Source organism: Bifidobacterium sp. UBA4282 (assembly GCF_002394995.1).
Taxonomy (GTDB): Bacteria; Actinomycetota; Actinomycetes; order Actinomycetales; family Bifidobacteriaceae; genus Bifidobacterium; species Bifidobacterium pullorum_B.
The window spans coordinates 17929-31356 of the sequence record NZ_DGVO01000029.1 but is presented as its reverse complement, the minus strand read 5'-3'; the positions used below and the strand labels follow the sequence as shown (position 1 = coordinate 31356).

The 13428-nt window shown below is 65.7% G+C and carries 10 protein-coding genes; 5 read left to right on the top strand and 5 right to left on the bottom strand.

Annotated elements, in window-relative coordinates:
* Positions 1-8: 8 nt before the first annotated feature.
* Complete coding sequence (gene nrdR / locus B4C31_RS04185; RefSeq protein WP_291531458.1) at positions 9-461, bottom strand: transcriptional regulator NrdR; 453 nt, start codon at positions 459-461, stop codon at positions 9-11.
* Positions 462-503: 42 nt separating this feature from the next.
* Positions 504-890 carry a LysM peptidoglycan-binding domain-containing protein gene (locus tag B4C31_RS04180; RefSeq protein ID WP_291531457.1) on the bottom strand — a complete coding sequence of 129 codons (387 nt, stop codon included), beginning with the start codon at positions 888-890 and terminating at the stop codon, positions 504-506.
* A 156-nt stretch (positions 891-1046) separates the two neighbouring features.
* On the opposite strand from B4C31_RS04180, the gene lexA reads away from it, so the two are divergent.
* On the top strand, positions 1047-1751 hold the full coding sequence (lexA, locus tag B4C31_RS04175; RefSeq protein WP_291531456.1) for a transcriptional repressor LexA: 705 nt from the start codon (positions 1047-1049) through the stop codon (positions 1749-1751).
* A gap of 80 nt (positions 1752-1831) precedes the next feature.
* Here the strand turns inward: lexA and B4C31_RS04170 are convergent, their stop codons facing one another.
* From B4C31_RS04170 to hflX, 3 genes are all read right to left on the bottom strand, one after another.
* Positions 1832-2779 carry a cation diffusion facilitator family transporter gene (locus B4C31_RS04170; RefSeq protein WP_291531455.1) on the bottom strand — a complete coding sequence of 316 codons (948 nt, stop codon included), beginning with the start codon at positions 2777-2779 and terminating at the stop codon, positions 1832-1834.
* Between the two features lie 278 nt (positions 2780-3057).
* Complete coding sequence (locus B4C31_RS04165; protein WP_291531454.1) at positions 3058-4020, bottom strand: L-lactate dehydrogenase; 963 nt, start codon at positions 4018-4020, stop codon at positions 3058-3060.
* A 202-nt stretch (positions 4021-4222) separates the two neighbouring features.
* Positions 4223-5722, bottom strand: coding sequence for a GTPase HflX (gene hflX, locus B4C31_RS04160; protein ID WP_291531498.1), 1500 nt, complete (start codon positions 5720-5722; stop codon positions 4223-4225).
* Between the two features lie 249 nt (positions 5723-5971).
* On the opposite strand from hflX, the gene B4C31_RS04155 reads away from it, so the two are divergent.
* From B4C31_RS04155 to B4C31_RS04140, 4 genes are all read left to right on the top strand, one after another.
* Complete coding sequence (locus B4C31_RS04155) at positions 5972-6625, top strand: class I SAM-dependent methyltransferase (protein ID WP_291531453.1); 654 nt, start codon at positions 5972-5974, stop codon at positions 6623-6625.
* A 79-nt stretch (positions 6626-6704) separates the two neighbouring features.
* Positions 6705-10841 (top strand): DUF3418 domain-containing protein, encoded by a 4137-nt coding sequence (locus B4C31_RS04150; protein WP_291531452.1) that lies wholly within the window; start codon positions 6705-6707, stop codon positions 10839-10841.
* A gap of 135 nt (positions 10842-10976) precedes the next feature.
* Positions 10977-11768 (top strand): hemagglutinin, encoded by a 792-nt coding sequence (locus B4C31_RS04145; RefSeq protein ID WP_414631840.1) that lies wholly within the window; start codon positions 10977-10979, stop codon positions 11766-11768.
* 70 nt (positions 11769-11838) lie between these two features.
* A complete protein-coding gene (locus tag B4C31_RS04140; protein WP_291531450.1) occupies positions 11839-13428 on the top strand; it encodes a DUF5067 domain-containing protein in 1590 nt (529 codons plus the stop codon).

The window sequence follows — 13428 nt, the reverse complement described above, 5'->3', positions numbered from 1 at the left end:
ATCGGCGTTTATTCGGCCTGACGCGCCTTCAACTGATCGATGGCCTGCTGGAAATCCTCCAGGCCATCGAAATTCTGATAGACGCTGGCGAACCGCAGGTACGCCACAACGTCGAGTTCGCGTAGCGGTTCCAGGATCGCACGGCCCACATCCTCGGACCTGACCTGGGCCAGCCCCCTGGAGCGCAGGTCCTCCTCCACACGTTGCCCCAATGCCTTGAGATCGTCCTCGTTGATCGGGCGCCCCTGACAGGCCTTGCGCACGCCGGAGATGACCTTGTTGCGGTCGAATGGCTCCACATTGCCGGAATTCTTCAATACCAGCAACATGGTGGATTCGACGGTGGTGAACCGCTTCCCGCAATGCGTGCATTCACGACGGCGGCGAATCGAGTGGCCGTCATCGCTGATACGCGTATCGACGACCTTCGTATCGGGGTTTTGGCAAAACGGACAGTGCATGGCCTCAAGAATACCCCGAACGGGTGGATTCCACGCGTGTCGCTATGCCAATGGCACCACGATGCGCTGCCCTGTCTGCAACGCGGACGACGGGAGGTTGTTCAGCGCCTTCAGCTGTTCCACCGTTTCCGACACGTCGCCGCCTTCCGGCGTGATCGATGAGGCATAGACCCACAGCGTATCCCCCGGACGAACCGTGTACGTCGTCACCTGCATGGCGCCCAAGTCCGACCGCGCGTCCCGTGCGCCGATCATGCCGAGGCAGCCCCATGCCAGAAGAGCGGACAGTACCACCGCAATCACGCGTCCGCGCACCGTCAACCGCCCATGCCGCGTAGCCACAGCGCCACGCGTATGATGTTCCGCCCTCACAGTGGCACGACGCCCCGCCGCAGCATTGGTGTCCGCAATCCTTGTTTCGATCACCATGGCTACCACCATTCCTTTCGAACATGCGTTCTATCGAACATCTGTTCTGATTCTCGCACAGATGTTCGACAATCACAACTCGCAAACTCGAACAGATGTTTGATTTCACATGGTTTTCACGTTATGCTGGAAACAACCGCAACGAAAGGAGCAGCCATGGGCACCGCCCCCTCCACCCCGAAACCCCCTGCGCCCGAGTCAGGCAGCGCACAGCTGACCGACCGCCAGCGCAAGGTGCTGGACGCCATCAAGGCGCATGTCGCCGCCCACGGCTTCGCCCCATCCTTTCGGGAGATCGGCGAGGCATCCGGACTGAAAAGCCCCTCGTCGGTGAAGCATCAGCTCCAGGTGCTCGCCGACAAGGGCCTTATCCGCATGAACGCCAACAAGGGCCGCGCCATCGAACTGGTCGAGGAGGAGTCCCCCACACCGACGGCCACCATCGTGCCGTTCCCGCTGCCGCAGGACAACCCGGAATCCATCACGGCGTCGCGCGACGTGCCGCTGGTCGGACGCATCGCCGCAGGTGTGCCCATCACCGCGGAACAGCATGTCGACGACGTCATGCGACTGCCCGAACGCCTGACCGGCACCGGCAACCTGTTCATGCTGGAGGTGCACGGCGATTCGATGGTGGACGCCGCGATCTGCGACGGCGACTTCGTGGTCATTCGCGAACAGAACACGGCCCAGAACGGAGACATCGTCGCGGCGCTGCTGGACGACGAGGCCACCGTCAAGACCTTCCGCAAGGATAACGGCCACATCTGGCTCATCCCGCACAACCCCGCCTACTCCCCCATCGACGGCACCCACGCCCAGATCATGGGCAAGGTCGTCACCGTGTTGCGCAAACTGTAGGCGCAGCCGACGGCCCGCATGAGCATTGAGCGACCATACGGGCCACGCGCGTATCGCAAGCTGCCCGATCGCCTTGCAGACTACGTGTGCAGCTGTTCGGCGCTCGGGGAATCGTACCCCTCCGGCTCCAACTGGAAGGTCGTATGCCCGATCGACACCGGGAAATGTTCGCGCAGGCAATCCTGCATCCGCGCCAACACGTCGCCGGCCTGCCGCATCGTCACATCGCGGTCCACCACCACATGCGCTGTCAGGATCGGCATGCCGGTCGCCACGGTGCTGGCGTGCAGGTCATGCACGGCCACCACATGCGGCACCCCCTCCAGATGACGGCGCACCTCATCCAGATCCAGCCCCTCGGGCGTCTCCTCCAGCAGCACGCGGCCGGCCGAAATCAGCAGCCGTACGGCGCGGGGAATCATCAGCAACGCGATCAGACCACCGGCCACCGCATCGAACCCGGACCAGCCGGTCACCATCATCACCACGGCGGATACCACCACGGCCACGGAACCCAACGCATCGTTGAGCACCTCCAGGAACGCCGCCTTCATGTTCATATTGTCCTTGCGGTTCGCCGCCAAAACCAGCATCGACCCGCAGTTGGCCGCCAAGCCGAGAATGCCGAAGCACAGCAACAGGCGCACATCGTGCACATCCTCGCTGCGTCCGCCGAACAGGCGCATGCCGGCCTCCACCAACGCATACACCCCTACGAACAGCAGCACCGTGGCGCCCTCGGCCGCCGTGATGACCTCCAGTCTGGACCAACCCCACGTGCGCGTGCCATTCGGCCGGCGGCGCATCAGCACTGCGGTGAGCGCCGATGCCGCCAGCACGGACATGTCGGTGAGCATGTGGCCTGCGTCCACCAGCAACGCCAACGACCCGGTGACGATCGCGCCGACCACCTCCGCCACGAACACCGATCCGGTCAGCGCCAGCGTCGCCACCAGACGGCGCTGATGCCCTCTCCCGTCAGGCGAGACCCCATCGGGCACGCTTCCACTTCCATGCACATGCGCCATTCCCGTTCCTCCAATCCGTCTCCCACCATAGACGGCTTTATTGAGAATTGCAATATATCAATAAAGGTTTTCGTTGATATAAAGCCAATTCAATATGCTTATCATTCTCAATAAGCAGATCACAGGACGGTATGCGCCCCACCCCCGCGGACATGCCGCCGCATAGCGGGGCTGACGGCATGCAACCCGAGCCTCGCCCGGTACGCCCATGCCTCAACGCGGAAAGCCCCGACATTTGTCGGGGCTTTCTCGGGAAACGGATAACGGCGGACGGCCTGTCAGAAGCCGAACTTGGCCGCGGTCTCCTTCAGCGTCTCGGCGGAGCGCTTCAGCGCGGCGAGCTCGCGGTCGGACACCGGGGTGTTGATGCGCGAGTCCACGCCCTGGCGGTTGATCAGGGTCGGCACGGACATGCACACATCGGAGATGCCGTGGAAGTCGTCCAGCATCGAGCTGACCGGCAGGATGCGGTTCGCGTCATGCAGCACGGCCTCGATGATGTCCACGCCGGACATGGCGATGGCGTAGTTGGTCGCGCCCTTGCCTTGGATGATGCGGTAGGCCGCGTTCTTGACCTCCTGATGAATCTCCTCGCGCTTGTCGGCGTCGAGCGCCTCATGGCCGGGCAGCGGCTTCCAATCACACATCGGCACGCCGCCGATGGTGGCGGACGCCCACAGCGGAACCTCGGAATCACCGTGCTCGCCGGCGATGTAGGCGTGCACGTTCTTGACGTTGACGCCGGTCTGCTGCGCGATCAGGAAGCGCAGACGGGCGGAGTCCAGATTGGTGCCGGAGCCGAACATCTGATTGGACGGCAGGCCGGACAGCTTGAGCGAGACATGGGTGACGACGTCCACCGGGTTGGTGATAAGCATGTAGATGGCGTTAGGCGCCACGTTCACCACGCTCGGGATGATGGACTTCATGATGTTGATGGTTGCGCCGGCAAGATCGAGACGGGTCTGTCCGGGCTTCTGACGGGCGCCTGCCGTGATGACGACCATGTCGGCGTCACGACAGATCTCCACGTCGTCGGAACCCTGCAGGGAGACGGTCGGGAAGAAGCTGGAGCCGTGCTGCATATCGAGTACCTCGGCCTCGACGCGGTCCTTGGCGATGTCCTCGAGGACGATCTCTCGAGCCACACCGCGCTGGGCGGCGGCGAAGGCCAGCGTGGAGCCGACGGCTCCGGCACCGATAATGGCGAGCTTTGTGGGCTTAATGGGGGAATCCACCATGTTGTTGACCTCTCTTAGCGGAATGCAAACCCCCGGGGAGCGCCCGGGTTTCTTCTTGACAACACTGCTACTTTATCCACACTATGTGACGTTTCAAAAACGACATACGATACCACGGATTGTGATGTTGCTCACGTTCGCAGGCATAATTGGCACGTTCCCGCGCATAACGGGCACCCCCCCCCACCCATGCGGCCGCACGTCAGCCGATCGACCGCTCCACGATCTGCGCGGCCAGCACGCCGTCGACCTCGGCCTCAAGCATGACACCGTCGCCGCGGTATTCCACGCTTTCGACCTTGCCGTATTCCCTCACCCGGGACAGCAGCGAGCCTGCCGTATACGGCAGAAGCGCGGAAACATGCACGTTCGGCGTCGGCAGCATCGACTCGACCTGCGCCCGCAACGCCTCGATGCCCTCCCCCGTGGCCGCGGAGACGATATGCGCCTCGGGCGCAAGCGCGGCGATGCGTTCGCGCGCGGCCTCGTCCATCATGTCGGCCTTGTTGAACGCAATGATGACGGGGATGTCCCCCACACCTTCGATGTCGGAGAGCACCTCGTTGACCGCGTCGATCTGCGAGAACGGGTCGGGATGCGAGCCGTCCACGACATGGAGGATCAGATCGGCCTCGCCGACCTCCTCCAACGTAGACTTGAACGCCTCGATGAGCTGAGTGGGCAGCCGGCGCACGAACCCGACCGTATCCACATAGGCGTAGAGACGGCCGTCCTTGGCCCGCGCCCGACGCACGGCCGTGTCCAGGGTGGCGAACAGCGCGTTCTCCACAAGTTCCGCGGACCCGGTCAGACGGTTCGTCAACGACGATTTCCCGGCGTTCGTATACCCGACGACAGCGACCGTGGGCAGTCCGAACCGACGGCGGGACCCGCGCTTGACGTCGCGCGTCGGGGCCATCTGGGCGATCTGCTTGCGCAGCCGGGCGATGCGGTTGCGAATCACACGGCGGTCCATCTCGATCTTCGTCTCACCCGGGCCACGGGAGCCGATGCCGCCGTCGGCGCCCGCCGCCCGTCCACCGGCCTGCCGGGACAGCGAGGCGCCCCAGCCGCGCAGTCGCGGCAGCATGTACTGCAACTGGGCGAGCTCCACCTGCGCCTTGCCCTCACGGCTGGTGGCGTGCTGGGCGAAGATGTCGAGGATCACGGCGGTGCGGTCCACCACCTTGACCTTGGTGACGTCCTCCAACGCGCGGCGCTGGCTCGGCGGCAGGTCGTCGTCCACGATGATGGTGTCGGCCTCCTCGCGCGCCACGATGCCCGCGATCTCCTTGGCCTTGCCGGAACCGACGTACGTGGCCGCATCGGGGCGGTACCGGTGCTGCAACAGACCGTCGCAGACCTCGGCGCCCGCGGTTTCGGCGAGCGCGGCGAGCTCACGCAGCGACTCCTCGGCCTGGGCCTGCGTGGTGACGGCGCTCGACCAGACGCCGACCAAGACCACGCGTTCCAACCGCACCTTGCGGTATTCGACCTCGGTGACATCCTGCATCTCACCCAGGCCGACGACGTGCCTCAGGGCGTTGCGCCCCTCGCGCTCCTCCCACAGCTCGTCGGAGTCAGCGGCGACCCCCGAGCCGCGCCGGTCGTCGTCGAGCAGTACCTCCGATTGTTCGGACAGCACGTCGCGGCGCGCGTCGGGACGCCCGTCTTCCGCGGGCGCCTGGCCGCCGTCGATCATCGCTTCGTTGAGTTCAGTCAAACATCCACCCATCGTCGTCGAGTCATGGTTCAGGTCAACGCCCCATTATCCGTATTCACGCCGACAACATCGGGGCCGTGCACGGCGACGGCCCGCACGCCACCGCCACCGCCGCCGGCCGTGCAACCCGGCGCCCGCCGATGCGCCCTCCCCTCACCGGCGTACAATCAGCTAGACGGATGTCCGGGCCGGCATCGCCCACGACACGACAAGGATGGATCGACGACAATGAGCGAACAGTACTTCTCGGCGGCACCCGCCTCGCAGGATGCGCGCCGCATGCTGCATGTGACGCTGCGCGGGTTCGAAGCCGCCATGGAAACCTCGAACGGCGTGTTCTCCGGCTCCCGGCTTGATCTGGGGACCTCGGTGCTGCTGCGCCACGCCCCCGAGCTGCCCGAACACGGCACGTTCCTGGATCTGGGCTGCGGCTGGGGCCCCGTGGCGGTTGCGATGGCCCAAGAGTCGCCCGAAGCCGACGTATGGGCCGTGGACGTGAACGAACGCGCGCTGGATCTGACGGCCGGCAACGCCAGACGCAACGGCTGCGGGCGCGTGCACGTCGTGCAGACCGACAAGTCCGGCGCACCGCTGCCCGACCAGCAGGTGCCCGGCGCGGAACCGATGCCCGAGAGGACGACCTTCGACGCAATCTGGTCGAACCCGCCGATCCGCATCGGCAAGGAAGCGCTGCACACGCTGCTGATGACTTGGCTGCCGCGGCTCAACGCCGGCGGCGCGGCGTATCTGGTGGTGCAGCGGAACCTGGGCGCCGATTCGCTGATCCCCTGGCTGGCCGGAGCGTTGGGCAGCGGGTTCGCGGTGAGCAAATACGCCAGCTCCAAGGGCTTCCGTATCATTGAGATTTTGCGGCAGGCCTGAATCCCGGTCCCGTATGCCGCACGGAACGTAGGACGCGCGGGATGCGCGCGCAGAGGTGAGCGGAAGCGGAAGAAGGGTTATGAGGTTCGAGTATCCGAAGGAGCTGCCGGTCAGCGCGGCCAAGGACCAGATCGCGCAGGCCGTGCGCACCTCGCAGGTCGTCATCGTCTCCGGCCAGACCGGTTCCGGCAAGACCACGCAGCTGCCGAAGATCCTGCTCGAACTCGGCCGCGGCTCGCACGGCCGTCAGATCGTGCACACGCAGCCCCGCCGCTTGGCTGCACGCACCGTCGCCGAACGCATCGCCTCCGAGATGGGGGTCAGGCTCGGCGACGAGATCGGCTATCAGGTGCGGTTCACCGACGAAAGCTCCCCGAAGACCCGACTGCGCGTGGTCACCGACGGCATCCTGCTCGCGCAGATCCAGCGCGACCCGCAGCTGAGCCGGTACGACACCATCATCATCGACGAGGCGCATGAGCGCAGCCTCAACATCGACTTCCTGCTCGGTTACCTGACGGCGCTGCTCCCCCGCCGCCGGGACCTGAAGCTCATCATCACCTCCGCCACCATCGACTCGGTCAAGTTCCAAGAGCATTTCGAACACGCGCTGCACGCGCCGGTGCCGGTGATCGAGGTGTCCGGACGCACCTACCCGGTGCAGATCGTCTACGAGCCATTGGGCACCGCGCCCGCGCTGATGCGGTCCGTGCCCGGATTCGAAACCGGCGCGATGCCCGGCGAACAGGCGTATGCGGAGCTGTCGGCCGCACCGACCGCCTCCGAACGGGAAGGCCGGGGCCGCGAGCGCGAAACCCCAATCGACATGCCCACCGCCGTGGCCCGCGCCTGCGCCGAGCTGGTCATCCATTCCAGCCATGCGGCCGGCCCCCGCGACATCCTGGTATTCGCCTCCGGCGAGCGCGACATCCACGAGTTCGAGGCCGCCCTGCGGCACCATTACGGGCCGCGCGCCGCCGATATGCGCCGTCCGGACGCCATCGAGATCGTGCCGTTGTTCGCGCGGCTGTCCGCCAAGGAACAGCATCGGGTGTTCGAGGCGCATACGCATCAGCGCATCATCATCGCCACGAACGTGGCCGAGACCTCGCTGACGGTGCCGGGCATCCGGTATGTGGTCGATCCGGGCACGGCCCGCATCTCCCGGTATTCGAAAACCGCCAAGGTGCAGCGTCTGCCGATCGAGCCGATCAGCCAGGCCAGCGCCGACCAGCGGTCCGGCCGATGCGGCCGCGTGGCCGACGGCATCGCCATCCGCCTGTACAGCCGCGAGGACTACGAGACGCGGCCGCGGTTCACCGAGCCGGAGATCCTGCGCACCTCGCTGGGTGCGGTGGTGCTGCACATGCTCAGCGTCGGCGTGGCCCGCACCGCCGAGGACGTGACCACGTTCGGGTTCATCGACCCGCCGGATATGAAGGCCGTCTCCGACGGCTTCAACGAGCTGGTGGAGCTCAAGGCCATCGCCCGCCGTCAGGGCGGCGTGATGCTGACGCATATCGGCCGCCAGCTGGCCCGCATCCCGATCGATGTGCGTCTGGGACGCATGGTGATCGAGGCGGCGCGCTCGACCACGCCGAACACGCTGGCCGCCGTGCTGGTGGTGGTGGCGTTCCTGAGCCTGCAGGATCCGCGCGAGCGCCCGGAGGAGAACCGCGACGAGGCCGACCGCATCCACAACCGTTACGCCGACCCGTCCAGCGACTTCCTGACCGCGTTGAACATCTGGGACCGCGTGTTCCAGGCCGACGGCAACCCCAGCAACTCGGCGTTGCGGCGCATCTGCAAAACCGAGTATTTCAGCTGGCTTCGCATGCGCCAGTGGAAGGATCTGGTCACGCAGCTGACCGAGATGTGCCGCGAGTTCAAGTTCAAGGTGGGCGAGCCGATCCCGATCTCCCGCCCGGATCTGAAGATCCGCCAGCTGCCGATCAACCAGCAGGCGGCGCACGCGTTGTGCTGCTCCTGGGATGCGCAGGGCATCCACACCTCCATGCTGGCCGGTCTGCTTTCGATGATGGGCATGCAGGTGCTGCGCGAGCCGAAGGCCTCGGATTTCGCTGGTCTCAAGGGTGCGTCGAAGGCGCGGGCGATGAAGCGCGCGCAGAAGATGGCGAAGAACGACTATCAGGGCGCGCGCGGCACGCGGTTCGCGCTGTTCCCGGCCTCCAGCGTGGCCAAGTCCACGCCGCCGTGGGTCATGAGCACCGAGCTGGTGGAGACCAGCCGCCTGTGGGCGCGGTATTCGGCCGCCATCGACCCGGCGTGGGCGGAGCCGCTGGCGGGCAACCTGACCCGTACCACCTACGCCGAGGCGCACTGGTCCGGTTCGCGCGGTTCGGCCGTGGCGAGCGCGAAGGTGCTGCTGTACGGCCTGCCGATCGTGCAGGACCGCACCGTGCAGTGGGGGCGGATCAACCCGCCCGAGGCGCGCGACTTCCTGATCCGCCAGGGACTGGTGGAGGGCGACATCCAGCAGCGGTTCCAGCATGACGCATTCGTCCAGCGCAACCTGGAGGTGTTGGAGGAGGCCGCGGAGGATGCGAGCCGCACGCGTCAGCTGGCCGGCACGGTGAGCGATGAGGACCTGTTCGACTTCTACAACGCGCGGATTCCCAACGACGTGACCTCGGTGGCCGATCTGGGCAAATGGTGGAAGACCGCGTATGACGACGATCCGCACCTGCTGGATTTCGATCCGGAGAAGGTGGAGCGCCTGGCCGATACGGAGTCGGTGAGTCTGGCCGACTACCCGGATCAGTGGCATACGCTCGGCACCGATGGCACGCCGATCGACCTGAAGCTGAGCTATGTGTATGATCCGCAGGCGCAGGACGACGGAGTGACCGTGCACATCCCGTTGAAGGCGCTCTCCCGCCTGACTCCGGAGCAGTTCAGCTGGAATGTGCCGGGCCTGTTGGACGAGCTGATCGTGGGGCTAATCAAGGCGCTGCCCAAGGCGCTGCGTGTACAGTTCGTGCCGGCACCGGACACGGCCCGCAAGATTCGCGCATGGATCGACGAGCATTATCCGGATCTGCCCGGTTCGGGCGACCGGCAGAAGCCGAATCTGCCGCCCGAGGACGCGCCGGTGGAGGTGGTCCCCGGCACGGGTGGCGCCGCCTGGCCGGATTTCGCGCATGTGTTCACGCAGGCCGCCATCCACACGGTCGGCGCGCAGATTCACCCCGAGGTGCTGGGCCCGGATCTCATGGCCAGGCTCACGCCGTATCTGCGGATGACGTTTGCCGTGGAGCAGCAGCTGCCGCCGGCGAAGAACCAACGCGGTCGCCGGCATGCCCGCGGACCGGTCAAGACGCTGGGCACAGGCAAGGAACTCAACGCCCTGCAACGCCGGTTCGCGCAGGAGGCCGAGTCCTCCGCCCGGCAGATGGTGCAGCGCAAGGCCCGCGCCGCCGGCGATCAGGGCAAGCTGGTCGAGCAGGCGAATCTGCTGCAGAAGGCCGGGGCGACCACCGAATCCCGGGCCGCCATGCTGTGGCGTGGCGCGTTGGACGCGCTGCGGCTGCCATCCGAGCGCGTCTCCTCACGTTGGCTGGGGGCCGAGGCGCTGATGCTGGCCTCCGCGCCGTATCGGTCCACCAAGGACCTTGTCGAGGATCTGCAGCTGGCCGCCGTCAAACGGTTGCTGCCGCACATCGACGATCTCGCCGACGACGCCGCGCTGGCCGAAGCCGTGGCGGACATCGCCCAGGTGTTCGAGGACACCGTATACGCGGTTGCGCATGATGTGATCGCCGTGCTCAAACGCTACGCCGAGGTCGACAAGGCCGTCTCCGGTCCCGCCGACCTGCCGATGCTCTCGGTGCTGCAGTCCATCCGCGAACACATCGCCACGCTCGTGTACTCCGGGTTCGTCGGCGCCACGCCCCCGGCCTCGCTGCCGCGCCTGGCCACGTATCTGCAGGCCGACCTGCTGCGCCTGAACAAGGCCAAGGCCGACAAGAACCGTGATGTGCGCTGGGCTTGGGAGGCCGACGAGGCCCGACAGCTCGTGGATGCCGCCGTGTCCAGGGCCAAGGCCGAACCGGCCGGCCCGCGGCATGAGTCGCTGACCAAGCAGGCGGACACGGCCCGTTGGATGCTGGAGGAGTTCTACGTCTCGCTCTGGGCACAGGAGCTCGGCACCTCCGGCCCCGTGAGCCTGCAACGCATCCGCAAAGCGCTTCAGTAGGGAACGCCGATGAATCAACGCTCATCTTCCAAACGACGCCGCACCAAGACGACACGGAAAAAGTCCAATGCTCGCAAGCCCTTCCGCGGATGGCTGCGCACATGGAAGCGGGCGCGCTTCAGGCAGCGCCTGGCGATGATTCTGGTGCCGCTGGTGGCCGTCATCTGCGTCATCGCCCTGGTCGTCGGCCTGACGACGTTCGTCCGATGGCGCCGTGAGGTGGATGCCGCCACGGCGGCGCAGGACGCCACCGCGCAACGCTACGGCTTCAATCCGGGCAATATCATCTCCGACGGCCAGTTCTTCAACGAACATGCGATGAGCCAGGCCGAGGTGCAGGCCTTCCTGGACCAGCGGGGCGGCGCCTTGGCCTCGATGCGCTTCGATACCGAATCCCATCCGGCCGACGAGCTGTGCGAAGCCTATGAGGGTGCAACCGACGAATCGGCCGCCGCCGTCATCGACAAATCCGCCCGGGCCTGCGGCATCAGCCAGAAGGTACTGCTGACCATGCTACAGAAGGAACAGCATCTGGTCACCGCCACCGCCCCCACCGATTTCCAGATCCGCGCCGCCATGGGGCTGAGCTGCCCGGACGACGCGAACTGCGATCCGGCGTACGCCGGATTCTTCAACCAGGTATACGGCGCCGCCCGACGCTACCGCTATTACCTGAACCATCCCGACGACTACGCCTACCACGCCGGACGGTTCAACTACGTGCAGTACAGCCCCATCCCGTCCTGCGGCGGCAGCCAGGTCTATATCGAGAACAACGCGACCGCACTGCTCTATGTCTACACGCCCTATCAGCCGAATCAGGCCGCGTTGGAGGCCGGAACCGGCGAGGGCGACGCCTGTTCCTCCTACGGCAACCGCAACTTCTCGCTGATCTACACCGACTGGTTCGGCAATCCACGCCAGTAATGCGACTCCATGCCCCGCTCCCCCGTACAATGGGGGTATAACCGCTCGGCGATGAGAGAGGGCAGCACCCATGGGCCTGTTCGGCAACCGCAACACCGATGATTATGTCTCGCCATTCGATGTGGACGAAGCTCCGGACTACGTCGACCCCAGCACCGTGGTCGAACGCGAATCGCAGATCGACACCAGGCAGCACCAGCGCGAGGAACGCCGCCGCAAGGCGCAGAAGCGAGCCGAGCACCGCAAGCAGGAGCATATCGAGCAGGCCTACTACCACACGGGTCAGCCTCCGGCATCATATCCGCAGCCGAACATCCCGCCATCGCAGCCGGCCGGTACCGCACGTCCCACCACCAATCCCGTGGTCAACGCGGCGAACCGGCCCAAGCAGCAGACCAAGCGTCCGCTGGCCGCCAAGCTGGGCGTTGCGATCCTCCTGCTGGTTATCGCCACGATACTCAGCAACACGTTCAGCGTCCTGTTGATCCTTGGAGCGATCATCGTCCTGATCCAATCCATCCGCTTACCGAAACCGGGTGCCTCCAACGGCGCCGGCCGCCCCACGCCCACGGCGTCCCGCACCCCGTCCGCCGCATCATCACGGACGGGGTCCTCCCGTCGCACAGTCACCGTTGCCATCACGGTAACGGTGGTCGTCATGATCATCGTGGCGGCCTCGGTGATCGGCGTCATCATGGCGCAGCGCAACACATCCTCCGGCTCGCTGCGGGGGTCGTTCTCATGGTCCCCCGATGACGAGGACGACCACGACTACACGGAGCCGGAACCGGAGACATTCGAGCGAACAGGCACGCTGGCCGATGACTACGATGACGAACGCATGTCGTTCACAATCACCCGGGCGTACGCAGGCATCCACGACGACCTCGACGCCCGCACCGTCGTCATCGAGTTGGAGGCCTCCAACGAGGGATCGGTCGCCACATCGCTCAGTTCGATGGGCGATCTTGAGGTGTTCCAGAACGGCGTGGGACTCCGCGATACCTATCTGTATGTCGGCGACGATGCCGACGTGCTGGCCGGATACGACCCGTCGGCATCGATCAATGAGATCCTGCCCGATGCCACGGCGACCATCACGATGGCCTACACGCTGCGTGACGACACCACACCGCTGGATGTCAGACTCAGCGACTATTCCGGCGACACCACCATCCGATCGGCGTTCGAGATCGGCGAGGACACGCCCGATGCGCCGTTCACGCAGATCGATTCCTCCGAGCTGCCGGAGGTGCCGGAGGCCACGGACACCGACGGCATGACGACGGTCCGCGACTGGGACGACACCGTCATCGCCGACGTGCGAATCGACGACATCGCGCTGGGGCCTCAAACCTACGAGGGACAGGACACGGTCATCGTCACCTATCGGTGGATCAACCGCTCCGACGACCCCATCTCGCTGTCCTGGCTCGGCGACATCCAGGCCCTGCTCGACGGCACCGAGCTTGAGACCGCCTATCTGAGCGAACCCCCGACGGGGTACGAGGACGGTTCGAAATACCTTTCGGTGCTACCGGGGGCACAGGCCACCGTCACGATCGCCTACGAGCTGCCGCGCACCACCGGAACGGTGAACGCGCGCATCGTCGACTACGACGACACCGTGCTGGTGGAGCGCTCGTCCGAATTCGGCTGA